This is a genomic window from Candidatus Methylacidiphilales bacterium, assembly GCA_030054035.1.
Lineage (GTDB): Bacteria > Pseudomonadota > Gammaproteobacteria > JASGCS01 > JASGCS01 > JASGCS01.
In genome coordinates this window covers 43589-68560 of the sequence record JASGCS010000009.1, presented here as the reverse complement: position 1 = coordinate 68560, position 24972 = coordinate 43589, and the positions used below count along the sequence as shown (strand labels likewise).

23 protein-coding genes are annotated in these 24972 nt (G+C 34.6%); 10 read left to right on the top strand and 13 right to left on the bottom strand.

The window, feature by feature from the left end; all coding sequences use genetic code 11:
• Nucleotides 1-86 precede the first annotated feature (86 nt).
• The 3 genes from QM538_06555 to QM538_06545 are packed head-to-tail and all read right to left on the bottom strand — an operon-like array spanning nucleotide 87 to nucleotide 3324.
• A complete protein-coding gene (locus QM538_06555; GenBank protein ID MDI9348149.1) occupies nucleotides 87-2180 on the bottom strand; it encodes a TonB-dependent receptor in 2094 nt (697 codons plus the stop codon).
• Between the two features lie 11 nt (nucleotides 2181-2191).
• Nucleotides 2192-2467 carry a hypothetical protein gene (locus QM538_06550; protein ID MDI9348148.1) on the bottom strand — a complete coding sequence of 92 codons (276 nt, stop codon included), beginning with the start codon at nucleotides 2465-2467 and terminating at the stop codon, nucleotides 2192-2194.
• A 2-nt stretch (nucleotides 2468-2469) separates the two neighbouring features.
• A complete protein-coding gene (locus tag QM538_06545; GenBank protein MDI9348147.1) occupies nucleotides 2470-3324 on the bottom strand; it encodes an SPFH domain-containing protein in 855 nt (284 codons plus the stop codon).
• A gap of 57 nt (nucleotides 3325-3381) precedes the next feature.
• Here QM538_06545 and QM538_06540 point away from each other — a divergent pair, with 57 nt between their 5' ends.
• Nucleotides 3382-3966 (top strand): biotin--[acetyl-CoA-carboxylase] ligase, encoded by a 585-nt coding sequence (locus QM538_06540; GenBank protein MDI9348146.1) that lies wholly within the window; start codon nucleotides 3382-3384, stop codon nucleotides 3964-3966.
• On the opposite strand, the gene QM538_06535 is transcribed toward QM538_06540, so the two are convergent.
• From QM538_06535 to thiS, 4 genes are read right to left on the bottom strand one after another with little or no spacing between them, the layout of a single operon-like run.
• Complete coding sequence (locus tag QM538_06535) at nucleotides 3963-4433, bottom strand: hypothetical protein (protein MDI9348145.1); 471 nt, start codon at nucleotides 4431-4433, stop codon at nucleotides 3963-3965. The two genes, QM538_06540 and QM538_06535, sit on opposite strands and share 4 nt — an antisense overlap.
• Entirely contained in the window at nucleotides 4430-5089 is a 660-nt protein-coding gene (gene trmB, locus QM538_06530; protein MDI9348144.1) for a tRNA (guanosine(46)-N7)-methyltransferase TrmB, read from the bottom strand. The genes QM538_06535 and trmB overlap by 4 nt, the downstream gene beginning before the upstream one ends.
• Before the next feature lies 1 nt (nucleotide 5090).
• A complete protein-coding gene (locus QM538_06525) occupies nucleotides 5091-5870 on the bottom strand; it encodes a thiazole synthase (protein ID MDI9348143.1) in 780 nt (259 codons plus the stop codon).
• Between the two features lie 16 nt (nucleotides 5871-5886).
• Nucleotides 5887-6090 carry a sulfur carrier protein ThiS gene (thiS, locus tag QM538_06520; GenBank protein ID MDI9348142.1) on the bottom strand — a complete coding sequence of 68 codons (204 nt, stop codon included), beginning with the start codon at nucleotides 6088-6090 and terminating at the stop codon, nucleotides 5887-5889.
• Nucleotides 6091-6142: 52 nt separating this feature from the next.
• Here thiS and gmk point away from each other — a divergent pair, with 52 nt between their 5' ends.
• From gmk to QM538_06485, 7 genes are all read left to right on the top strand, one after another.
• Nucleotides 6143-6775, top strand: a complete 633-nt coding sequence (gmk, locus tag QM538_06515) for a guanylate kinase (protein ID MDI9348141.1) — start codon at nucleotides 6143-6145, stop codon at nucleotides 6773-6775.
• A gap of 13 nt (nucleotides 6776-6788) precedes the next feature.
• Nucleotides 6789-7034, top strand: a complete 246-nt coding sequence (gene rpoZ, locus QM538_06510) for a DNA-directed RNA polymerase subunit omega (protein MDI9348140.1) — start codon at nucleotides 6789-6791, stop codon at nucleotides 7032-7034.
• Between the two features lie 6 nt (nucleotides 7035-7040).
• The gene (locus tag QM538_06505; protein MDI9348139.1) at nucleotides 7041-8957 is read left to right on the top strand and encodes a RelA/SpoT family protein; all 1917 of its coding nucleotides are present in this window, start codon (nucleotides 7041-7043) and stop codon (nucleotides 8955-8957) included.
• Complete coding sequence (locus QM538_06500) at nucleotides 8954-9700, top strand: ubiquinone/menaquinone biosynthesis methyltransferase (GenBank protein ID MDI9348138.1); 747 nt, start codon at nucleotides 8954-8956, stop codon at nucleotides 9698-9700. The genes QM538_06505 and QM538_06500 overlap by 4 nt, the downstream gene beginning before the upstream one ends.
• Nucleotides 9701-9702: 2 nt before the next feature.
• Entirely contained in the window at nucleotides 9703-10272 is a 570-nt protein-coding gene (locus tag QM538_06495; protein ID MDI9348137.1) for a hypothetical protein, read from the top strand.
• Nucleotides 10269-11819 (top strand): AarF/UbiB family protein, encoded by a 1551-nt coding sequence (locus QM538_06490; GenBank protein MDI9348136.1) that lies wholly within the window; start codon nucleotides 10269-10271, stop codon nucleotides 11817-11819. Before QM538_06495 ends, QM538_06490 begins: the two co-directional genes overlap by 4 nt.
• 426 nt (nucleotides 11820-12245) lie before the next feature.
• Nucleotides 12246-12761, top strand: coding sequence for a Panacea domain-containing protein (locus QM538_06485; protein MDI9348135.1), 516 nt, complete (start codon nucleotides 12246-12248; stop codon nucleotides 12759-12761).
• A gap of 173 nt (nucleotides 12762-12934) precedes the next feature.
• Here the strand turns inward: QM538_06485 and QM538_06480 are convergent, their stop codons facing one another.
• The 3 genes from QM538_06480 to QM538_06470 all read right to left on the bottom strand — a co-directional run bounded on the left by QM538_06480 (nucleotide 12935) and on the right by QM538_06470 (nucleotide 16326).
• Nucleotides 12935-14005: a macro domain-containing protein gene (locus QM538_06480; protein MDI9348134.1), complete on the bottom strand. Its 1071-nt coding sequence runs from the start codon at nucleotides 14003-14005 to the stop codon at nucleotides 12935-12937.
• 4 nt (nucleotides 14006-14009) lie between these two features.
• On the bottom strand, nucleotides 14010-14612 hold the full coding sequence (locus QM538_06475) for a DUF4433 domain-containing protein (GenBank protein ID MDI9348133.1): 603 nt from the start codon (nucleotides 14610-14612) through the stop codon (nucleotides 14010-14012).
• Between the two features lie 172 nt (nucleotides 14613-14784).
• Nucleotides 14785-16326 carry an RNA-directed DNA polymerase gene (locus QM538_06470; GenBank protein ID MDI9348132.1) on the bottom strand — a complete coding sequence of 514 codons (1542 nt, stop codon included), beginning with the start codon at nucleotides 16324-16326 and terminating at the stop codon, nucleotides 14785-14787.
• A gap of 445 nt (nucleotides 16327-16771) precedes the next feature.
• On the opposite strand from QM538_06470, the gene QM538_06465 reads away from it, so the two are divergent.
• Entirely contained in the window at nucleotides 16772-19897 is a 3126-nt protein-coding gene (locus QM538_06465) for an AAA domain-containing protein (GenBank protein ID MDI9348131.1), read from the top strand.
• A gap of 119 nt (nucleotides 19898-20016) precedes the next feature.
• Here QM538_06465 and QM538_06460 read toward each other — a convergent pair whose 3' ends face one another.
• On the bottom strand, nucleotides 20017-21258 hold the full coding sequence (locus QM538_06460) for an Abi family protein (protein MDI9348130.1): 1242 nt from the start codon (nucleotides 21256-21258) through the stop codon (nucleotides 20017-20019).
• Nucleotides 21259-22084: 826 nt separating this feature from the next.
• Nucleotides 22085-22201, bottom strand: a complete 117-nt coding sequence (locus QM538_06455; GenBank protein ID MDI9348129.1) for a transposase — start codon at nucleotides 22199-22201, stop codon at nucleotides 22085-22087.
• Between the two features lie 329 nt (nucleotides 22202-22530).
• Here QM538_06455 and QM538_06450 point away from each other — a divergent pair, with 329 nt between their 5' ends.
• The gene (locus QM538_06450; GenBank protein MDI9348128.1) at nucleotides 22531-24399 is read left to right on the top strand and encodes a DUF262 domain-containing HNH endonuclease family protein; all 1869 of its coding nucleotides are present in this window, start codon (nucleotides 22531-22533) and stop codon (nucleotides 24397-24399) included.
• A gap of 187 nt (nucleotides 24400-24586) precedes the next feature.
• On the opposite strand, the gene QM538_06445 is transcribed toward QM538_06450, so the two are convergent.
• Nucleotides 24587-24958 (bottom strand): ASCH domain-containing protein, encoded by a 372-nt coding sequence (locus tag QM538_06445; GenBank protein MDI9348127.1) that lies wholly within the window; start codon nucleotides 24956-24958, stop codon nucleotides 24587-24589.
• Between the last annotated feature and the right edge of the window lie 14 nt (nucleotides 24959-24972).

Here is a 24972-nt window from a genome sequence, read left to right as displayed (position 1 = left end):
AAAGCTTCAACAAATTTGATCTCATAAACATGCTTTTTCGTTACATTATAGCATAATTTACACTGCCCTTTAAAGATTACAGGGTGTTAAAATCTGGTCTCAATTAAAAAAGAAGGCAGAAAATTTTGAGTGTACCTTGGGGAAGGTCTAGCGATTTTCTCATAGTTTGTGCCATACCTATAACTGATAACATTTTGTCTTAGATATTCACTAAGTCCGACAAACTCTACAGTATAGTACCAATCAGTCCCAGGTTCTTGGTAACGAAAATTCATGTCTAATTGAAAAAAGAGAGGAAGTCTTGCTCCTTTATATGGACCATATATTGGTTTAAAATACTGAACTAGGTCGCCATTTTCATTAATTTGAATATCTGACTGTCTTGCCACTACCTTAGTGTAGGGTTGGCCTTCATGAAGCAAAGCGCGCATTCCCCATGACCAACCTTGATCATCCGCAGAAGAGCTAAATGCAATATTAAAGCTTAGGGGTTGGTCTCCTCCGAATGGGTAGGTGGGGCCACCAGGGTAATTACTTCGTGTTCCCTTACTGCGAGACATTGAAAGATATAAATTACTGTCACTGGAAAACTGTTTTCTAATTTCAAAATCAAAGCCTTGGGTAAAACTTACCCCCGTGCTCGCAATTCTTTCTTTTTCTAATTCATTGATACGAATGGTGAGTTGTTTAGTTTCTTTTTTCCAGTACTCAAATTTATACTGCCACCCATCAATATCAGATGATTTAATTCCTAGAATGGTATGTGTGGCTTGCTGAGGCATTACTAATTCTGGAGCGCCTATTCTGCTAGATAAATAATACTCTTCAGGAAGTTGCGGGTAGGTGCCGTAATTGATATACACACTGCCTTGAGGGATGTAAAACTCTAGGCGAGAACGATCAGATACTGCTCGGTAGTGGTACTTTGTGCTAGTAACATTATTACTTAAATCGCTCATGAGCAGTCTAGCACCAATACTAACTAAAACAATCTCATCTTGATATATGTAAGTCACATGTGGTTCAAAATTACTACGCACTGATTTTTCTTCTAGAATTGCTTTAGTTCGTTTAGAAAATGTGAGTGCTGATGAGCCAGCATCGTTAGAATTTGGGAGTGAAAAATACCCTCCAAGCGTTCCATACCTGCGCTCTAGATCTATTCCTACAGTAAAAAAATGATGGTTGGAAAATGTAAACTCGTGATGGCTTTGTAGTTGAAAAGAATTACTTACATTATCTAGCGTGAAAGATCCTCCTGGATTAGGATCGCCCTCACCTTGAGTTCCAATAGAAAAACCACTAACATTGTGCAGCCAATTTACATTTAGTGAGGAACGATACTCTTGCTCTTCATACACCCAGCGAACTCCTCCGACCGTAAACCCTCTATCAACAGATAACCCTCCAATGATAGAGGGGTCGTTGGCTTCATTGATTGCCGCACTTGCAATATCAGTACTGGAAATAACAGTAAAATCAACATAGCCATCGCTAAGAGTTTTACGATATTTACTATGTAAATCATAAAATCTTGGAAACTGCTTAATGGTAAATCTATCTTCCTTTTTCTTGCTACCAGGACTATTGTTTTTAAAAAATAGATTGAACACTAAATCAAAATAACTCCTGCGTAAACTAAACCAGAACCCTTCATCGTTACTCAATGGACCTTCTACTACAAAACCCACTTCTGATCCAATTCGATATTCTTGATATAATTTATCAAGTCTAGGAGGTTTTAAGTCAACTTCAATAACTCCTCCTGCTACAGAACCGTAGCGAGGTGAAAAACCACCTAAATGAATTGTGAAATTATTGATCAATGATGAGTGTACGACAGAATAATCAAAACCTGGCGCCCCAAAGTGAAAAATATACCCTAATGGCAACCAATCAACTAAGTACTGATTGTCATTAAGATTAGAACCTCTAATGTAATAGCCTTGTTCATTTCCTCCAGGTGTTCGGTATTGCGGTGAGGCGATACTAGGAATAATGGTGATAATACTTAAAATATCGCCCTTGCCTCCCGGTATTAAACTCGCTTCTTTAGCATCAAAATCTGAACTACTACTCAATCCGATGTATGGTTGTGCGATAACTTGAATTTCTTCTTCTGATTTAGCAAGAACTAACTCCGACAACATACAGATGAGAAGCAAAATTAAATAAACCATGTATGCAGTGCTTAGTATTTATTAATATCTTGACTTGATTTTTTTAATGATGAAGTTTTGCCCTTTCGCATGGTAACGCGAAGAAAAAAAATAAATAAACCACTAATGATTGCCAGAATAAGAATGTCACGACTATAATTCACTTCTGATGTTAACAGTTGTACTATCGCTACGACAATAAAACCACCAGCAATACCGAGAAAAATAAGCGTAGTCGTCATAACCTCAATCACTACCATAAGCACTGCTAGGCCAAGTGAAACAAAATGGGGATCAATATTGCTCAATGTTATTTTCCTGATATTTTCTTAAATGCCGATTCAACACTTTCCAATACATCGGTTGGTAATATTATAAATTTAGCATTTGTGCTTTTGCCAATGGTGCTTAACGCATCGGTATGTATTTTTTTGAGTTGGAATTGCACTGCTTGCTCACCGTCTTGAGCAATAGCTTTTGCAATAATGGAAATTGAATATGACTCAGCTTCAGCTAAGACTCGTTTGCCATCAGCGTCTCTTTGCGCAGCATAGTACGCCGCATCAGCCTGCAAAATGGCTGCCTGCTTTTTACCTTCGGCTTCAGTAACAGTGGCTCTACGAGTACGCTCAGCATTTAATTGCAATTGCATAGAGTTTCTAGTACTTTCATCAACATCTACATCTATAATTTCAACCCGAGACAATACTATACCCCACTCAATACACACAGCGGTGAGTTCGGTTTCAATCACATCTGATAACTCACGACGATTGCTCTGCACTCCATCAAACTCTGTTCTGCCAATTACGCTTCTTACAGTACCAGTCACCGTAGTAGTAATTGCTTGGTCAACATTTTGAATACGGTACATAGTTTTTGCTGGATCAGTAACTCTATAGAGCACCGCAAGTGAGATTCCAATATTAACATTGTCTTTGGTAATTGCAGTTACTTGATTAGTGGGTAACTGGCGCTCAAGAATATTAACTTGCTTAGATACGATCTCAATGAACGGCACAATAAAATGCAACCCTGCATCTAGTGTTCTAGAATATTTTCCCAATCGCTCAACTAGATAATTTTGAGATTGAGGAACAATGCGCACCCCCATAAAGAAATATACTACTACCAATAAAACTACTGCAACTGAAAAGAACAACATGTACAATACCTCATTTAATTAACTTTCTATTATTATATTACTTATAGTTTATCTAAAATGATCCGAACAGAACATATTAAGAAACAGATTCGTAGTGACTGCCACATGTGGCATTTTTCAACGATTGATTCTACTAATCTTTACTTACGTAATCTAACTATGCCAGGTTTACACCTTTGCATAGCAGAATATCAAACGAGCGGTAGGGGAAGATATGGTGCAAGATGGTATAGCGACACTGGTAAAGGTCTGCTCATGTCACTAAAAATACCAAACTCACGCCCGGCAGATACAAATCATACCGTCAGCCAAACAATCCCACAAATAGTACTAAGTGGTATAAGTGAGCGACTTCCTGAAGTTGCATCAAAGCTAACCGTCAAGCTCCCAAATGACATTGTAACTAAAGATCTACCAAACTATAAAAAACTTGCTGGGATTTTAATAGAGACAGAAGTGGTGCCCACGCTAAACGACGAATTTAATTGGATTATTGGTATAGGTTGTAATATTTACTCTGCTCCAGACTCAGTGGAAGGCATCTCACTGGCAGAACTTCAAGACCAAGCGCTTCCAGAAAACATTGGTGAGGACATCTGCATAACATGGACCAATGAGATTTTTAGATTTTTTGGCTACTAATTAAATTGTTTTTGCCAGCGCAATCTTTCTTCTTCTGCTGCTTTTAGCGCTAACCCATCGGCTTTTTCATTGCCGACCACTCCAATATGAGATTTAACCCAAGCGATCTTTTGTGTATCAGCGTTCCAAAGATCAAATGCTTCACGCCATATTTTTGCAAACTTAATTTTGCCTTTTTTAAAGTCGCTGCGAAGCCAGCCATCTTTCCAATCATTAAACCCATTAACTATATATGATGAATCAGAATGGATTTTGCAAGATTGATTTTGGGAATACAAGATTGCTTGAAACACTGCGACAAGCTCCATCTTGCCATTGGCAAAATCATTTCCACTCTCCCCTCCAGTTTTAGAATAAAGAACTTGCACTCCTTCCATAACACAAAAGGCCCAGCCGCCATGCCCAAAACCATTTTTTTCATTTTGGTTAATGCGTAAAAATGAACCATCGGTATAGATCTCTATCATTGTTTGATTAAAAAACACTCCTTAATTTCTCTTTCCTCTCGCTGAGCTCTTTTAGAAAACTTGCTTTCAACTCTTGAAATCCAAAACGCTGGCAAGTCATGTAACAGCCTGCCTTTACTAGCACTACTAATAGAAATACATTGTAGTGCATGTCCAAAATAATCACGATCATCAGTTGCGATATGTAATAATCCCCCCAATGCTAATGTTCGGTAACAACTGCTTATGAATGCCTCAGAAAGCAATCTTCTCTTGTGGTGTCTCTTTTTTGGCCATGGGTCAGGAAAAAAAATATTGATGCGCGAAACATACTGATCCGGAACTTGTTGCATAGCCTCTAACGCATCTTCTTGCACCACGACAAGGTTGGTTAATTGATTTTGATTTTTTTTTGTGATCAGGCTGGCAATCCCACTAATATACAACTCAATTCCAACATGGCATTGCGAAGGCAACTGCTCTGCTGAGTAAATAAGATTTTCACCGCTTCCAAATCCTATTTCAATCTGCAATGGATTCCAGAGTTTTTTATTCTGTATCGCCGAAGCGATTGAGGTAAAGTAAAAATCTGAAATTTTTGCTTCGCTGTATGCTTTTACCTTCTCATTGCTAAGCCTGCCTTTTCTACGCGGGTAGCGCTGTGAAACCGAGACCATGTTACTCCCGAGCCGGTGAAGAGGCATGTGCTAATTGGCGCTTGGGCATACGCCCGGCTAAAAAAGCGAGTCGGCCCGCTTGCACCCCTAACTTCATGGCTGTAGCCATCTGCACCGGATGCCTAGCACAAGCGACTGCAGTATTAAGCAACACCGCAGTACAACCTAATTCCATTGCAATAGCTACATCGGATGCAGTGCCCACACCTGCATCTACAATAATTGGAATAGTTGCTCGTTCTATAATGCGCAAGAGATTATAATCACTTAGTATCCCCAATCCTGAACCAATTGGAGAAGCAAGCGGCATTACTGCCGCACACCCCATTGCTTCAAATTCTTTTGCGCAGACAGGATCATCATTGGTATAGACCATAACCGAAAATCCTTGTGCACATAAAGTCTCACAAGCAACAAAGGTCTCTCTTATATTTGGATAGAGCTGACTCTCCTCTCCAAGTACCTCTAGTTTGATCAAAGCATGCCCATCTAGAAGCTCGCGAGCAAGCTCCGCGGTATAAATTGCATCCTTCGCCGAATAACATCCTGCAGTATTTGGAAGAATAGTATATGTATCTGGTGGGAGGTAAGAAAGCAATGAAGGGGATTGATCGGTTGGTTTCAAGGAAGTTCTTCGGATCGCCACGGTAACTATTTGAGCTCCTGAGGCTTGCACTGCATCTCTCGTTTGTTCAAAATCTTGGTATTTTCCTGTGCCTAATAAAAGTCTTGAATGATAAGATACTCCGGCCAGAGTCCAACTATCTGTATGTTGATTCACAGTATGATTCATTGAATTATCCCCCTCCAACTGCTTCAATTACATCTATAGAATCCCCAACACAAACAATAGTAGCCTGGTATTGAGATTTTGGAATTATGACGCCATTTTGTGCTACTACAACTCGTCTATTTTTTAATTGGGTTAGTGACATTACTAGATCTTGTATAGTGATCCCTTCTTCAATGGTTTGCTGCTCACCATTTATCAAAACTTGCATAACCGATTATTCTACAGCATTAAGTAGGGTATAATATCAAATCTACAATACTATGGCTGTGGATATACTAAAAGGGGATGCTTTTATCATTACCGCCCCATCTGGAACTGGAAAAACTACCTTACTTAAAAAGCTAATTTCAGAGCATGGCGATTATCAGTTTATTACCTCTTACACGACAAGAAAAAAAAGAGAGAGCTCAGAGGATAGTAATTATCAATTTGTTTCAGAAAGTGAGTTTCGTACTTTAGCAGATCAAGGTAAATTTTTAGAATTTACTGAAAGTTACGGGAATCTTTACGGGACTCCTGAAATTGACGCAAAAGAATTAATTAAAATGGGAAAAACTTTATTTTTTGAAGTTGAATGGAGGGGTGCACGAGAACTTAAAAAACGATTCCCCAATATAGTACATATTTATATATTGCCAATTAATCGAGAAATTCTGCGATTAAGGATTTTTAATCGCGGGGCAGTTGCAACAGAAGAAATAGATAGAAGAATGAAAGTTGCCTTTGAAGAAATGTCACATTTTGTGGAAGCGGATTATGTAATATTTAATGACAACTTTGACAAGGCGTACCTTGAGCTTACCTCAGTAATCGCAAGTGAAAAACTAACCGTTTCCTATGTTTCAAATAACAAAGCTAAGCAATTAGAACAACTATTCAATAACACACAATAAAGGAGTATTAAAGATGGACACAGAACCAAAAAAGGTAGATAATTTATTTGACCAAGTACTTATCATCGCACATAGGACAAAGCAACTTGCTCATGGACATGTCGCGTTAGTTGAAACAGATAATGAAAAAAATACTGTTATTGCAATGAGAGAATATGAGGAAGGTAAGATAGACAAACAGATCTTAAATCAAGAAACCGAACTCACTCAAAGTGTAGAAGATATTCTTAGTCAAGCCTATTCAAATAACGAGACCTAGTCATCGATGCAGGAATCTACAATTGCATTACCCGAAACGCAATTGTACCAGCCAATCCTTGACAGTGCTGGAAAATATCTAAATACCAAAGAATGTCATTTAATTTTACAGGCATGCCAATTTGCTTCGCGAGCGCATGCTGGAATTTACAGGAAATCCGGTGATAAATTTGTCATACATCCCATCGCCGTTGCAGAATTACTTATCTCGCTTCAAATAGATGCAAATGCCATTGTGGCCGCCATACTGCATGATGTAGTTGAGGACACCGAATATGAACTGGGCGAACTTGAGGAAATATTTGGTCCAGAAGTAGCTAAATTAGTAAATGGGGTGAGCAGAGTCTCTGACACCACAATCACAGATCAAAAAGCGGCATCGTATTCAAAGTTATTTCTTGCCATGGTGGACGATATACGAGTAGTTATCATCAAGCTCGCTGATAGATTACACAATATGCGCACCATCAAACACATGCCACCCAATGATCGAATACGGATAGCAAATGAAACATTGGATATGTATGCCCCTTTAGCGCATAGACTGGCTATGTCAGCCTGGGGTAATGAATTACAAGATATTAGCCTACAAGTTATTCACCCGCTTAGATATAGAGTATTACGAGAAGAATTTAATAAACTAATACTTGTCCATGATGATGAGATTCAAAAAGTAAGCGCTTTAATCAAACAACATTTAATCACCCACGGTATACATGCCGATATACAATTTAGAGTTAAGCGACTTTATTCTGTATACAGGAAAATGATTGAAAAAAATTTAAAATTTAGTGAGGTTCAAGATTTATTTGCACTTCGAATTGTAGTACGAGACACCCTGGAATGTTACACTGCGATTGGAATAATCCATCAATTATTTTTACCCATCCATGGCGCATTCAAGGACTACATTGCCATTCCAAAAATTAATGGGTATCAATCGCTCCATACTATTATTCAGTCCAAAAACCAGATCAGGTTAGAAATTCAAATTCGTACCCATGAAATGCATCAATTTAGTGAATCAGGAATCGCTTCACATTGGATTTATAAGACTGAATCAAGCTCAGCGATTAGAAATGTAGAGAGCGCACATATTCTGCAATATCAATCTTGGTTTAATGAGTTATCTCACCTCAAAGGGGAACTTGACTCAGATAAAGAATTTTATTCTGAAATGCAAAAAGATATTTATTATGATTCAATTGTGGTATACCATGCTGATGGCGCATCTCTTTCACTGCCTAAAGGCAGCACTGCGCTTGATTTTGCCTATGCCATTTCAACCTCAATTGGCAATTCTGCAATCAGTGCCTTAATTGATCATCGCTATGCTCCATTATCTTCAGTGTTGGAATTTGGTCAAACCATTGAAATTCAAACTTCTCAATATCCTCAAGTGAGGAACTCTCACTTAAAATTTGTAATTTCACAAAAAGCAAAACAAGCAATCAGAGATTATCTAAAGCAAAATCAAGGCTCCGTTACTAATTCCGAAACAGCATTATTCATCTTTGCGAGCTGTTGCCACCCAATTAGAGGCGATCGCATCGTCAGCATCTCAAAACCAGAAGATGAGGTTACAACAGAAATAGTACACCGACAAAGCTGCCCTCTCATTGAAACTGCCATTAAACAACGCCAACCTATTGCTTACCCAAGCTGGGAAACTATTAAAGATACGCTATTCACGGTAAATATAGAGCTTACGTTAGAAAATCAACGAGGTGCATTGGCCAAAGCCTGCCATGTTATTTCGCAATCTGGTTTTGACATTATTAAACTATCTACAGATACTACTCAAGAAAAACCATTACTAGCAACCTCAGAAATACTACTTTCGCTACATGACCGAGATGATCTAGCAAAATTATTTAGAAGACTAGATAAAGTATCATATGTATTAAAAACCCAAAGACTATGAAAGACGACTCTCCTAGTAATAAATCAAAACTCTGGCAATCAGAAAATAGTGATCGTACCAAGTATATAGATGAGGTATTTAGTAAAGTCCATCCTTATTACAATATTATGAATGATTGTATGTCATTAGGTTTACATCGGATTTGGAAACATGAGTTTATCTATCTCTGCTCAATTAAGCCTACCGATCAAGTGCTAGAGCTAGCTTGCGGGAGCGGTGATATTAGTCTTTTGCTCGCTAGCCGATGTGACAATAAAAATACATTAACCATTTCAGACCCTAACCCAGCTATGCTTGAACAAACTAAGCGTAGGTTACTTGATCATGGACATATAGATTTCAAAAGCATACAGTGCTATGCAGAATCTATCCCCCTCCCTGATGCGCATCTCCACCATGTTTGTATTAGTTTCGGGATCAGGAACGCTACCGACAGAACTAAAGCATTATATGAAATAAAACGAGTGTTGCGTCCAGGAGGATCGTTACATATCCTTGAATTTAGTCATGCCTCATGGAAATTATTAAACTCCATTCGTAGTGTATGGATGAAAAAATGTATGATGCCCCTTGCTGAAAAATTTTTCCATGACCGAGAAAGTTATGAGTACTTACTGGAATCAATTGAACGGCATCCAAGCGCACCAGCATTAAGCCAAGAACTGACATCGGTTGGTTTCACTACCGTTACTCATGTCGCACTAAGTGGAGGATTAGTGGCACTGCACCATGCCAAAAAATAATCATGCGCATACCTTTAAACAATAAGATAACTGGATGGGAAGACTTTTCCAAAGTATTCACAGGAAAGCTAATTGGAATTCATTCAATACTTTTAGAACACGCAATGCTTATCTTAGAGATTGATCCAGAAGGTGTTCAAGCACATTTTCACAATAATAACCTACAGAGTATTAAAACTGACTTAACCATAACGGTATATGCAAGTAGCCTAGCAGGATTGTTTTTTCAAGCCAGCCCAAAAGTAATGATAGATAAGGGTATGATTAAAATTAATGGGGACATTAAACTTGCCGACTCGCTCCAACAATTATCCTTTGATCTTGCCACAACCATATCTATGATACTTGCCAAGGTAATCGGTACAACAGCATCGGCTCTAGTAGTTGATACTTGTAATTCATTTTTTTTAAACGCACAGCGAGATAACCAATTGAGAATAGATGACCTAACGAGGTATGTCTTTTTTACTCTTGCGAATTTACCTACTAAACAAGAAGCACATACATTGTATCAAGCCATTCAATCATTAAAAAATAAAGTTGATCGGCTGGAACAACAAAATCTACCATGAAGTGGTCAAGCTATGTTCAATTATGGAGAATAATATATTACTCCTATCGGTTTGGTATTGATGACTTGCTCTATCAGATTCCATTTTTTAAGCGATTTGGTTTTCTCTATTACAGTAATCCACTAACCTGGTTTTCAACGACAAGAAGATTACCACTCACAGTTCGCATACCATTGTTTTTAGAAGCATTAGGGCCACTCTACATTAAACTTGGGCAATTGTTATCTACCAGAACAGATATGTTCTCTAAAGAAGTAGTAGATTGTTTATCACGACTGCGCGACAAAGTAGAGCCATTTAACCAAGCACAGCTCCATAAGCAACTTACTATTGCATATGGTGATTACACCACAGTCATTACTACGATTTCACCAACACCAATGGCTTCAGCATCAATCGCTCAAGTACATCGTGCGACACTAACCAACGGCAAGCCTGTGGTATTAAAAGTAGTGCGCCCCAATATAGAAAAATTCATTAAACGAGATTTACAATTATTACAAGACATACAGTCTCTGATACTTACCATGTACCCTTCATTTAAACGATTTAATATTCCAGATATTCTCAAGGAACTGCAAAGAGTACTTTTCACTGAACTAGACTTACGCAACGAGGCAAAAGCAATTCGTTCATTTAAGCAGCAGTACCAACACCTACCCAGCCGTCCTGTAATCTTACCAACCATCAACTATGAACTCTCCAATCAAACCGTACTAGTCATGGATGAGCTTCATGGAGTATCGCTTACCGAACTTGAGCGCCTAGACACAAAAAACATTTCCAGAACACAAATCGCAAAATTAATCCTAGATATTTTCTTTGAACAGATTTTTTACTTTGAACACTTTCATGCCGATATTCATCCAGGCAATATATTTATAGATATTCAAAACCCAGCACAACCACAACTAATCTTACTAGACTTTGGCATCATCGGTAGACTTAGCAAACGAGATAAATATTACCTAGCCAAGAATATCTTTGCCCTCCTTGATCGAGATTTTGAAATGGTAGCCTCACTCCATATTGATTCAGAGTGGCTTCCTGATGAAACTGACATACCTTCCTTTATCAGAGACCTAGAAGAGATCGTCACCATGCTCCATAATAAAGAAATAAAAGATATATCATTTGGCAAAATACTTTTCTCGGTCTTCTCCACAGCCAAAAAACATAAAATCAACATCCAACCCCAACTCCTCCTCCTGCAAAAAACAGTGCTTCACCTAGAATCACTAGCAAGACAACTTGACCCATCCATTGACCTCTGGGCATACTCTAAACCTAAAATAAAACAATGGCTCACCGACCAACGATCCATCACCAACTCAGTAAAACGATTCGTACAAGTACTGCAAATGGCAGACACCATCCTCAGCACCCAATCTTTTGAAACAATCAACAAACAATTTATTAGGCTAACCAAACAAACCATGCAAACCCATGACGAGCTACTAATCCTCAAGAAATCACAAACACGACTAACCATGCTACTAATCATAGCAACATTGCTACTCGGCATGATTTACTTCTTTAGACCCTGAGCTAAACTGACCCTTATCTCGTCGTCTGTGCCATTTCATTGAAGAGATTTTGATTTTGGTTTCTGAATCGTTTCTGAATCGTTTCTTTACCATATATATCGTTTCTTTGATTTTCAACATCCCCTCTACTAGATCACTGTAATGCTCTAGTGAGAACATCAAATAATTTGGGTATGATTCTATGCCCAAGTCGCTAAATATATTAGCCGATAGCTTCAGGGCCTTCTTCAGAAGTTCGTATCCGAACAATGGCCTGCCCCATCAACTGAACTATTTTCTTATGCACATATTATTCTCCCATTTAATTTATAAGTGCTGTTGTTTAAACTACCAGAAAGAGTTTTTCTGAATTATAGTGCGTACTGTGCAATGTCAAGTAAAATATTATTATGAAAAAAACAGATTTAGATAGAGAAATACTGAACAATGTACATTGCTACTAAATACAAAATAACAAATAACAGGTCAATTACACAGCAATTATTATATAAATTATTAAGTTTTTATGACTTTAAACACCTCAGAGAAGTTGGAATTCCAGCTTTAAATTTAAAGTATTTAGCATTAGAGAAAGGCCCAGTACCACAAACTTTATATGATGAAATTAAGAGCATAAAATCTACTGATAAATATACTGTCCAATCTGCGACATGGAATGATCAGGTACGCGAGATAACTCCTAACGGACAACCAAATCTAGATTTACTTTCCAAATATCAATTAGAATTACTTGACAATTGGTTATTTATTATTGAAGGACATTCCACTTCAACAGTCAGGGAAGCTACCCATGAACAAATATCATCATGGCGTAGGGCTTGGAACAATAAGGAGGCAAATTCAAAAAGCGCTCAAATGACCTATGAAGATGAATTTGATTCAAGTGAAAGCTACCCTGATGCTTTTATTTTTTATAAAAGTTTAAACAAGAAACTTATTTAGGTTGTCTACATTACAAAAATATGTAGCTGAAATAAGGCTCACTGAACCCATTATCGAACAGTTTGGCCCCAAGTCCAGACCAATTATATGTTTAGGATTTATTGACGAATACGATTGTCTACTAGTTGCAGGTTTTAGTACACATTATATACATACAACTTTTATAGGGAGTGCTAATTGCTATTATGTCTAATATTTTGTGTAATTAAATCTATGATTTGCGGTAGGAATTTATCATTTGCAAAAACTTCTTTATTTAAATTACCAGAAGCATCCCCCCAGTTAATTAACTCAACTTTAATAGATTCAAGATCACAGTTAGTATTATTTTTGATAATATAACCAACTGAAGTAATTAACTCAAGATAATAATCTGAATAAAATTTATTTTCCTGCAGAAATTTCTTTACCATGTCAACAATACTGCTAATATGATTATTATCTGGTTGAGATAAGTAGTTCAGCACTTCTTCTTTTCTGTCTAACATTAACCCAAATGGTTCAAATGGCTTTAGATTTTTGTCAATATTTCCAAAGATATAAGCATCCTGCAAGCCAAACAAAATATGCCTAATAGTATCAGCATAAGGACCATATTTTCCACTTTTGAAGTCTAATTTAAAATATTCTCTTGCTCCAAATTCCTGTAGTAAATAAATAATTTTTTGAGTAGCAAAATTGGTTGTATCATAACCATAATCAACCATGTCATATAGCACTGCAAGCAAAGAAGCTCTTGCAGGTGTTAGTGCAACATCTTTTTTATTTCTCTTTAGTCTATAGATAGTATTTGGCAGATAAACCTCAATAGTGCAATTGGGTATATTTTGTAAATAGCGATCAATCAGCTTTATCACTTTAGCTACTTCCAAACCTCCATTACCTGCACCTAGTAATGGTAGAGCAATAGATGAAATATTTCTGCTAATAATTTCTTTTTTTAATTCAGCTAATCCACTCTCTAGATATGAATATTCTGATGGTTTTCTCCATTCTGTTTTTGTTGGAAAATTTATTATGAGTTTCTTACCATAGAGGAGTGAGCTATCTTCAACAAACAACAAACTACCTACATTTAATTTTCCTGATTTGCAATAATCTTTATAAACTGTAAAGTTTTTCTTAAAGTATCCTTTGAATTGTAGTGCAATACCCTTACCCATTACCCCCTGGGTATTTACTGTATTAACTAAAGCATCAGCAGCACTTTCAAATAAGTTGCCGTCATTGATGTACTTTATCATTTAATTAGAAATAAGCTTTAGAATCTATTTTAATTTTAGCTTTTAAATCTGCGAAACCAGCTTCTTCAACAAAACCAGAAACACATTCAAAAGCATCTTTATTATATACTATGAACCCAATCAGAGAATGCAAGGGCAGGTCTTGCTCAACAACACATTCAGCCTCCTTTTTCCTTTTTATTTCAGAATTATCATTCCAATATATAGCATTAATTGCATTAAAATCTAAGATTGAATAAATATCATTAATGCGATCTTTACTGAATACTTTAGTGTTGCCAGATAGAAGATGGCCATCTGTAAAAAAATAATTAACTTTCATAGAACCCAATATTGAAATACTTGAAACTAGGTATACTATCTGATGGGGGCTAGTTTTTTGAGACACGTAATGCCCATTCTGAATACAATAAAGCATCGGGCTTTTTTTACAAAAATAAAAAGGTATGCGTTCTTCTGATCTCTCTCTTTTCTTAATAATCTGTCTGCTTCCTATAGCTATATAATCAGGATTATTATTTGGGGAACTTAAGGTTGTTAATCCATGATTCAAAATATGAGGAATATTTTGAATATGAGTCATGCGATAAATATAAATTTCAGTCATAGGATAATATTATAAGTGGATACATGGAAGTGCTGATATTTTTAGTTACTATTTTCCCAAGAGTATCTATACATTGTTCCATGTCAAGAGAGGCGCTGTCATAATACTTCTTAGTGGTATAACTAATTGAGAAGACCAATCAAAGTAATCGTAAATAATTTATTTTAACATTCTAATTATAGTACTGCGTTTTCTTTCCAAATAATAAAACTTCTTCTTCCCTAATTACAGTTTCAATTTTTTCTATTATTTCAGAATTTACTATATTAGTACTTTCTATAATCTTATACAATTCAGGATAGCCTTTCACCCACTCGCTGTTCCATATTTTCTTATTATCCATTACTTCTATATTTTTTATTTTTTTTACTACTTCACAAAGACTTCCAAGATATTCAATATCATTTTTTAAATTTAAACTTACTCTTTGCAGCCACAAGTCAAGATGTTCTGTGTTAGGTATTTTTTTAAATTTTTCTATTATTTTAACGATAATATTTATCTTTTCTTGATCATTAGAAAGTAAGCTTAAAAACTTACTTAAAATCGATGCGGCTATAGGGTAGGTTATTGGATTTTTATATGCTATATGCATCAATATTCCAATTATTACTTCTATGTTTTGATTTGTGCTTGTCCACGATTCTATTCTATTAAATAATTTTTGTAAGAGTTTATTAAGACTTCCGGAATTTGGATACTTGTCTGCATAATTATTTATAACTAGTAATTCATATTGAATATTTTTTGAATACTTATAATTATGGATATAAAACAATTTATCTTCCTTGATTGAATCATTGATAATATTTTTTGACGATTTTGTTTTATCACTATTAATTTTAAATCCTGATTCTGCGAGAACAATACTTAGGTGTTTTATTATTTTTTCTCCTATTTGTGGATTATCTACAAATATTCTATAATCATCTCTATATCTGAGAATTTTAAACTCTTCTTTATTAATATCATTTATTTTTATTCTTTCACTTAATTCAGAGTCAACATAACCTAATACAATCTCAGCGATAAAATCCATTAATAAACTACCTTGTGGTATTCCATTTGTTTGCCCATTAGACATTGATTGTAAATATTTGTCTATTACCACACCAACTAAATCAAAATTATTTCTGTTTCCTGGTTTCTTTGCTTCTTCTCTTGTATGTAATGCCCATGATATTGAGTGAGTATAAATTGAATCATAACAATTAACAATATCTGTTTGAAATATATATTCATAATCCAAAGATAAAGCTATTGACTTTTGTTCAATTTCTTGTAACCAAACTATAATCTGAGTTGCTTTTTGAGACTTATCATCTTCTGAAATAGATGGCATACTTAAACAATCAACAACATTTTTAGCTTTGTAATCTCTTAACTTATCAATAATAATTCCCCAATTATTATTTTTAGTTATTTCATGAACAAGTGAAACATAAATCACTGGGTGAATAAGTTGAAGTGATCTCCAAGAATACCTACCATTCTTATTATGGATTAGTTTATAATTAACCTTTTCACAATTCTTTGCTTGTATATTATTTATAATTAAAGGTGTTGATTTTAATTGATCTGATATTTCTTGAAGTAGATTATTGAAAGTAAAATATACAGGTAAATCAAATGTAAAATAGCTCTCTTCTTTTAAGAAGAAAATTCTAGCATCTGTGTCAGATAAATCTGTTATTTTTTTAATTTTATCCGTCACTTAAGATATCAGTAATTTCCGTTAATTTATTAGAATGAGCTAGTATATAGCTTTTATAATTGCCACTTTCTTTTTCGTACAGCGCTAGTCTCTTTTTCATTGAGTGATTTCTCTTAAGCTAGTTAACATATTGTAAATCATTTTGTTTTAACTTGACAATATTGTTTCCATTTTGTACTGGTGCGCTACATCACAGTGCTTGATGCAGTTTATGGTGTGGTATAACTAGCTCATCTGACCTTCCACCATCACCTGTACCATTCCTTCGATGAGATTTTTGATCATGCAAACCTACTGCACTCAAGCATTGGACAGATAAATGATACTTGAGCGCACAATATATTTCAATTGTTAGCGACCATCTAGCTAAGATTATTATTGAGATTGAAGATTAGCATAAAATACTATTAATGGTCAAATAACTTAAGAGTAAGTAACAATAGCGATGGCTAGCAATACAAATCAATCAAGTTTATTGTATAGAATTTGTCAATACTATCTTTCTTGTATAAATAAAGAAGATGAAGGTATTAGCGTAGCAACCTCTAGCAATAGAAATGAAGAAGTGGAATATGTCGCATTGCCTTCATTAGAAGATATATTTGAAACGCAAAGAATTAAAAGTGATCAGGCAAACAAGCTACTCAGTAGAATTAGAAAAGATAAAAGTAGATTGGCGCTGAGTCTTGGGTATCCAGTTATATTGAGACCACAGAAATTAAAATCTGGAACTATTATTCATTATCTTGAACCTATACTATTATTTTCTGTATTAGCAGAAAATAATAGTATAACGCTAGAAGATAACTTACCAAAAGTAAATAAGAAAATTGTTAAGCTATTTTCAAATGGTTTTAGTAATGAATATATAGCTGAAGCAAATCAGTTAGAACATGAGCTTGAAATACCGAATATAACATCGCTCACTGAATTAAATTGCCTCATAGGTAAACTGCAATCAATAAGAAGTGAGTGGCCATGGGTAGACACAATAAATGCGCTTCTATTGAGAGATGCATTATCAGTTACTGAACTAGGTACTAAAGGTATTTACAACAATGCAGTATTAGTAGTTGCGGAACGCACGCCATTTACCCTGGGACTAGAATCTGAATTAAAACAACTATCAGAACTATCATTACAAGATATATCAAACACTGCCTTAGGTGAATTTTTTAATCCCAGCACCATCTCACCTGTTTCAGAGGTTGATTCCGATCCGATTATTGAAATAGCCCCACTCAGCATTGATCAAAAAGAAGCAGTTAAAAAATCTTTGACACAAACATTAAGCGTGGTAATTGGACCTCCTGGAACTGGTAAATCTCAAGTAGTGGCAAATGTGCTAGTCAATAATATTTGGAAAGGAAATAAAACATTATTTACTAGTAAAAATAATAAAGCGGTTGATGTGGTTGAAGAGCGTTTAGCTAACCTTGGTTGTCAGTCATTATTTGTACGAGTCGGCGCTGGGATATACCAAGATAATCTGGCAAAGCACTTTTTGCAGTTGCTTACTGCTCCACAAAAAGATAATACTACCAATCAATATCATAGCTATCTTCAAACAATCAAAACGCTTTCATCGATGATTTCTGATATTCATGCTAAAGAGCAAGAACTAATCATGCATAGAAATATTGTAGATACCCTAGATCAAGAAATTAAATCAATACATACATTGCTTACTGCAGAGGAAATTGATTTTTGCAGGAATAGCAATCTTTCAGAAATACACACAGCGTTAGATGCATTCAATTGCAGTCTGCAAGAAGGAGTGAAGGCAAATAATAATCTACTGGTGAGATTATTTTGGATTTTGCTGCGTAAAAATAAATTTAACAACATTCATGCTACATTTGATTCATTAAAAACAAAATGGAGCCCACCGCTAGAGCAGCCAGTGCTACCTTATAATGACGCTACCCTAGCACCGTGGTTTGATTGTTACGATACTATTCAAAATAAGTATAACGAGTATCTTACCTATAATAAATATATTCATGCCTTAAAAATACTTCAACGCTCAAAGCAGCTTTCTGAATTAGCAAAAGAACTTATATCAATCAAGCATGACTACAATAAATACTCACTACTGCTTTGGCAAGACTGGGTATCACAACAAATTGCAACGATACAAAATTCACATAGAAAAAAATTAAATAACTACAGTACACTGCTGGAAATAGTTATCAGCAACAAAGAAAAGTTCCTAGCAAAAGAAATCCAATCTCAATATAATAAATTAACACAAGAACTTTCTCATGCAGTACCATGTTGGATAGTTACATCACTCTCAGTGAAAAATAGAATTCCTTTTGAGCCTAATTATTTTGATTTGGTGGTGATAGATGAATCAGGGCAATGTGATATCGCTTCTATACTACCACTTCTCTACAGAGCGAAACGAGCAGTAATCATCGGAGACGACAAACAGTTGCGCCATATTAGTGGTATTGATCATTGGATAGATCAGAAGTTGCTGATTAACTACGCACTAGAAGAAAATAATATCGGATGGTCATATACTTATAATTCACTTTTTAGTCTGGCAATGACCTATTGCCAACCAAATAATGTAACTGAACTGCGTGAGCATTATAGAAGCCATGCTTCTATCATTGAATTTTCCAATAAACATTACTATCAAAATAAACTTTTAATCGCAACAAACTATACCAAATTAGTAACTCCAAAAATGTATACTTCTGGAATTCGTTGGGTTAATATTGAAGGCAGTGTTATTAGACCTCCAACTGGGAGTGCGTATAATGAAGCTGAGGCAAAGGCATTAGTTAAAGACTTACAAATAGTACTGCTGGAAGATAATTATGTTGGTAGCATTGGAGTTGTTACTCCATTTAGAGCGCAGGCAAATTATATAAGAACTCTCATTATGCAAAACCATCTACTCAACTCAAAAATTAATGCCAATAATTTAATCATAGATGCAATTCATAGTTTTCAAGGTGATGAAAGGGATATAATTTATTTTTCACCTGTACTGAGTACTGGAATGCAAAAAGGTGCAATTAATTTTCTTAAACAAAACAGCAACCTCTTTAATGTGGCCATCACTCGTGCCCGAGCACATCTAGTCGTCGTGGGTGATAAAAATGCTTGCGCCAACTCTCAAGTACCACATCTTGCATCATTTGTAGAGTATTTTTCTACATTAGAAAACAATCCACAATCACGCAACTTAACCACAGATGATTGTACCAATATATATCCACAGGTATCAAACCCCAACCAAGTCTCTGAATGGGAAAAGAAACTCTATAGTGAAATGTATAGAGCTGGCATTCATACCATTCCACAATACCAAATAGATAAATATATTCTTGACTTCGCACTATTGTATGGCGATAGAAAACTCAACATAGAAGTAGATGGTGAGTACTACCATCGCAACTGGGATGGAGAGATATGCCGAAGAGACCAATTAAGAAACAATAGAATGATTGAACTTGGATGGGATATACTCAGGTTTTGGGTATATGAAATTAGAGACGATATGCAACAATGTATTGAAAGAATTAATACATGGAAAAACAGTAAGAGCACATAGATACTTTTTCTTACACTGACCTACCCATCATCATAAAATAATGTTATAATTTTATACAATTGTCTTGGTGGGATTCCAAGCAACCCCTAGCCCATCCCCAACCTCTTAGGTTGGGGCGGTTAGGACCCTTCCCCAGTTCTATTGATCGGAAATGGTAAATCACCTCTTATAGCTTTTTTGTACAAATTCATATAGTATTCTCCATACTCAATTCCTATCTGACGCCAATATCCTATTAGAAAATCGTTTTTAGGGTTTTTCATGTCAATAAAAAATGCTGAAAGTTTTTTACGATATTGCGCTTTAATATCTTGTTTAATCTTACTATTAGGAAAAGCAAAGAATAAATATTCAATAATTAACAGTGCGTGAGAAATATTATGATTGATGCTTACACCCGTCTTAATTTTTCGAACATAATTAAAAGCTAACAAGCTTTTATTATGCGCACAATTATTTCTTAACGTTTTGATTATAATCATGAAATCTGTAAAATAATTTCTATTGTCACCTAGTTTAAATTTACACAATAATATATCTTCTTTTTTCACTAAATATAATAATTTAATTATATCTATAATATTCCCAAAGCTAGATTCTTCCAAGAGATAATGCATAGGGGGTGCTTCATAATATTTCATTATTTTACTTTTACTATAATTATTTATTAATTTATATAATCTGTCAATTATTATTTTAGAGCTTTTATTTTCCTTAATTGAACATAAATCAACTACTTTTAGTTCATCAATGATGGCTTTATAACCATGATGATTTTTATATTCATATTTAAATATATCAACAAGTATTGATCTAAGAGTTATTTCAAAATAACAAACTGCACTTAATACGATTTCTCTTAATTGAGCGTCAATTAAATAATAACTATAAGCAATTTCCCAAGAGGCGCCTTTTTTTATTTTTATATTAGGAAATGAATGTGCTATAGAATTCTTGAACGATTCGATATCGGCGCTTGAATGAATCCCACGAGCGATTTTAATTACTTTTTTTATAGAGTTATCAATTTTTCGGCTGTCAATAACTAATAATGGTTTTAAATAATTTTTAAATCTATGATAATTGACAGAATCAATAAAATTAATAAACTCGGCTTCATTTTTATCAAACGTTAATCCGCGTTTTTTAAGTATATCAACAAAATCCTCACCATTTAATACTGGATGATTAAATTTAGTCTTACTTCGTCTATCAGATATATTTTCAAATGAAGACCTAACAAGTTCTATAAATGAATCTCTATCTGGAATTTCTATGCAATTTTGCGATACTATTTCATATAAATCATGTATAGAATTGACTAGTTTAACTTCTTTATCATACATTTGATCTCTCCCCATCGACTAAGCCATTTCTTTGATAAAGACGAGACACATGTAAATTGCTTTTCCATTCTAACCTACTGCACCCAAGAATTGCATGGGTGATTGATACTTAAGTGCGCTATGTGGTCGTGCTTCGTTGAAATACTTCTGATAGTTACTAATCTTTTCTCTGGCATCTTGAATATTTTTGAAGTACTCTTGATTGAGTAGTTCATTTCTAAACTTACCATTGAAACTTTCAACAAATGCGTTTTGGGTTGGTTTTCCTGGTTGGATAAATCCAAGTGCTACCTATGATCTTCATTGAGTAATCATCAATTACATTAAGAATTCTGATTCTCCTACCATGTTCCAATTGATCTGCAACAAAATCCATAGACCATCTAGAATTAACCATGGTTGCAGGAAGGAGTACTGACCTTGTTTTGTACCTCTTTTTCTTACGCTTAGTCCTTACTTGAAGCTGTAATGCTCGGTATATTCGGTATATTTTCTTCTTGTTAATGATATACCCTTGTTCTCTTATTTTGGCATGGAGCATCAGGTATCCAGCACTACTAAACGTACCAGCTAGTTGTTTCAGGAGTGCTATGATCTGCGTATCATCCTATGTGTTAGATTGATACCGTATGCTAGAACGAGCACAACCAAACATAGCACATACTTTTCGCATGCTGAATGAATAGGTTGCGGTGAGATACCCTGCAGCTGTTTTTTTAGATGCACGGCTTAGAAGTTTTTTGAAAGGACATCCTTGATGGCGATATTTTCTAAGGTAAGGTCAACAACTATTCTCTTGAGCGTACCGTTCTCTTGTTCCAGATGGCGAAGTTTCTTTGCTTTAAGAAACATCCGTAGTTCCGTACTTATGACGCCAGTTGTACAGTGTGCCAGGAGTAATACCTTGTTCACGACACAAGGTAGCGATATCAATACCTGCAGCATTCTTCTGCAAGATGGCGATTATTTGTCTTCAGTAAAACAAATCTTTTTCATACTTAAATCCTCAGTTTTGGTTTATTTTAATTTACTATAAACCTCATCGAAGATTTGGTACAGTTTTAGGGGGTAAGGTCATCTGCACTATAGACGGTCATACATTCTATCGTGATGCTCATCATTTACTTGAAATATCAAATACTATGACTTTTGATACTCTTGGTAATAGGTTAGGAGTGATGTAGGTTGTGCTAGATGAATTGTTTCTTCTGAGGATATTTTTTCAGTAATTCAGTTATCTTATTATCATAGTCTAGAATTATTGTATAATGAAATTGAGAATCTACTATGGATAAAACAATTGAACCAAAACTTAAAACAATTGGCGAATATTTAAAGCTAAGGCCTTCGAGTTCAGAGCATTTTCATATTCCTTCATATCAACGCGCGTATTCTTGGAGTGAATCTCAGTGTGATAAATTATGGCAAGACATTGTTTCTTTTTCTACTGCTGTAGAAAATAACAAGGATTTAAATCCGTATTTTTTTGGAACGATTATAGTTGACAGCTCAGATACAAATAATAGTAATAAATTAAGTTTAATTGATGGTCAACAGCGGACAATTACATTTATATATTTAATTAAAGCATTATTATTAACAATTGAGACTGAAATTAGTAAATTAAAAGACGCCAATGATTCAAATCAACAAGCAATCTTAGATGTGCTGATATTAAAAAAAATTAATATTTACAAGATTTTTTACAAAGATGAAGAGTTAGAAATACTTAATAAGATAAAAAACCAAACAAAGATTCAAGGCATAAACTATTTAATAAATGATTCGATGAATGAGCTTTATAAAGATGAGTTTATAAATATAATTGAGGCTAAAGACTTTGTCACTGCTGAAATAAACGCAGTCAAGTTTAAATTCAAAAAGACCAACAATAAATATACAAATCATTTTCGTAATTTTAACTTTTTCTATAAGAAATTAAACGATGACAAGAGTTTCAATAAACATACATTAAACACTTTTGCCGAGACACTTCTTAATAAATGCCAGGTTATTGAGATAAAATCCTGGCAAGAGAACCAAGCAATAACAATGTTTAATTCACTTAATTCTACAGGTATGCCACTTTCAGATGCTGATATTATTTCCGCTAAGCTTTATAATAAAGTTCCTTCCGAAGATAACGAGAAGAAAGTTTTTATTGATAAATGGCAAGATCTAATCAAAATCGCTGATGCATTAAATTCACAAAGTATTGTAGACCTAGATTCAATTTTACAACAGTATATGTACTATATGCGTTCTACTGAAAGAGATTATACATCTAAAGATTTAGAGTCAACAGATGTTACTACACCAGGATTAAGAAGTTATTTTTTAGAAAAGAATAAGAAACTGCTAGATGAACCATTCACGTTTTGCGATAACATAACTAAATTTGCAAATATATGGCGCGAGATAAAAAGTGATCCCTTAGTTATTATTCTATTAAAGTTAAACGTAAATTCTAAACTTTTTTTATCCAATTACCTTTTTAAGTATAAGGAAGAAGATGTAAAAGCTAAAGTCTTTCAAATATCAGAGTGTCTATTAAGATTATTTATTTTGTTAGAAATAAGCGAAAGTGGGTACTCAAACAGTAAATTTAAAACATTTCTATTTTTCATAAATAATAAACTTACTGATACTAGCATATCTATAGAAGAAATAAAAAACTTCTTTGATGAGCACATTACTAAAGCCTGGAAATATGAAAAAGAAATAGATCATATCAAAGAATGTGATAATAATACACTTGTTTATATCAATGACTACTTATACGCAAAAAATAAACAAGAGGTCTTTACATTTGATAATAGCGTGAATGTTGAACACATCATGCCTTCAAGTGGGCGAAATAAAGAAAGTATCCGAAAAGATGCAAATATTAATACTAAAGAAGAATTCGAATATTTAGTAAACAAACTAGGAAATAAAATCCTACTTGAAGAAGACATCAATAAATCTATTAGCAATGATTGGTTTAGGACCAAAAAAATAAAATCTATCAAAGAGAAGGCTGGATATAAAGATAGTAAGTTTAAAATAGCGTTGGATTTAACTGATTATTCTAAAGATAATTGGACAGCTGAAGATATTAACACTGCTACCGATAAAGCCGCAACTAGAATTGCAAACTTTATCTTTGATAAATAATTCTATATACTCAGACCACCTCTGTAATGGCTCAGTGATGGGATGATCTTACCTCATCGTCTGCACCATTTCTTCGATGAGATTCTTGGTCATTCTAACCCACCACTCGCAAGAATTGCATAAGTGATTAATACTTGAGTGCGCTCTGTGGTCGTGTCTAGTTGAAATACTTCTGGATGCTACTCAATTATTTAATATACAAAAACGACTGAGGGGGAGAACCTTTGATAATACTTTGTAAATCAAGTGATCGCTTATACAACTTTGAGTTTTTAATTTTAATTGCATGAGCTATATTTCTATTTTGAAAATATTCATAAAAAAACACTTCAGAAATACCAGCATATTTCTTTGTTTTTTTCCAAAGCTCGCTAGGATTGGTAGTTATAATATCATCTATTTCAAATTCACCAATAACCCGTTGGGTAGGAGACGAAGCATAGACAATGACTTTATTAACATTAGGATTAATAAATATCACTTTGCGAAATTCAAACATCTTCTTTCCGTCAAATATTTTATTAGCGTAGATTGGTTTAATTGATAAAAGAACTTTCATACACAGTTTATTTA

Bases quoted from the DNA above. Each gene is read 5' to 3' on its own strand.
- QM538_06555 (MDI9348149.1), bottom strand. From the start codon at position 2,180: ATGGTTTATTTAATTTTGCTTCTCATCTGTATGTTGTCGGAGTTAGTT.
- QM538_06545 (MDI9348147.1), bottom strand. From the start codon at position 3,324: ATGTTGTTCTTTTCAGTTGCAGTAGTTTTATTGGTAGTAGTATATTTC.
- QM538_06540 (MDI9348146.1), top strand. From the start codon at position 3,382: ATGATCCGAACAGAACATATTAAGAAACAGATTCGTAGTGACTGCCAC.
- QM538_06535 (MDI9348145.1), bottom strand. From the start codon at position 4,433: ATGATAGAGATCTATACCGATGGTTCATTTTTACGCATTAACCAAAAT.
- trmB (MDI9348144.1), bottom strand. From the start codon at position 5,089: ATGGTCTCGGTTTCACAGCGCTACCCGCGTAGAAAAGGCAGGCTTAGC.
- thiS (MDI9348142.1), bottom strand. From the start codon at position 6,090: ATGCAAGTTTTGATAAATGGTGAGCAGCAAACCATTGAAGAAGGGATC.
- gmk (MDI9348141.1), top strand. From the start codon at position 6,143: ATGGCTGTGGATATACTAAAAGGGGATGCTTTTATCATTACCGCCCCA.
- rpoZ (MDI9348140.1), top strand. From the start codon at position 6,789: ATGGACACAGAACCAAAAAAGGTAGATAATTTATTTGACCAAGTACTT.
- QM538_06505 (MDI9348139.1), top strand. From the start codon at position 7,041: ATGCAGGAATCTACAATTGCATTACCCGAAACGCAATTGTACCAGCCA.
- QM538_06500 (MDI9348138.1), top strand. From the start codon at position 8,954: ATGAAAGACGACTCTCCTAGTAATAAATCAAAACTCTGGCAATCAGAA.
- QM538_06495 (MDI9348137.1), top strand. From the start codon at position 9,703: ATGCGCATACCTTTAAACAATAAGATAACTGGATGGGAAGACTTTTCC.
- QM538_06490 (MDI9348136.1), top strand. From the start codon at position 10,269: ATGAAGTGGTCAAGCTATGTTCAATTATGGAGAATAATATATTACTCC.
- QM538_06485 (MDI9348135.1), top strand. From the start codon at position 12,246: ATGTACATTGCTACTAAATACAAAATAACAAATAACAGGTCAATTACA.
- QM538_06480 (MDI9348134.1), bottom strand. From the start codon at position 14,005: ATGATAAAGTACATCAATGACGGCAACTTATTTGAAAGTGCTGCTGAT.
- QM538_06475 (MDI9348133.1), bottom strand. From the start codon at position 14,612: ATGACTGAAATTTATATTTATCGCATGACTCATATTCAAAATATTCCT.
- QM538_06465 (MDI9348131.1), top strand. From the start codon at position 16,772: ATGGCTAGCAATACAAATCAATCAAGTTTATTGTATAGAATTTGTCAA.
- QM538_06460 (MDI9348130.1), bottom strand. From the start codon at position 21,258: ATGGGGAGAGATCAAATGTATGATAAAGAAGTTAAACTAGTCAATTCT.
- QM538_06450 (MDI9348128.1), top strand. From the start codon at position 22,531: ATGGATAAAACAATTGAACCAAAACTTAAAACAATTGGCGAATATTTA.
- QM538_06445 (MDI9348127.1), bottom strand. From the start codon at position 24,958: ATGAAAGTTCTTTTATCAATTAAACCAATCTACGCTAATAAAATATTT.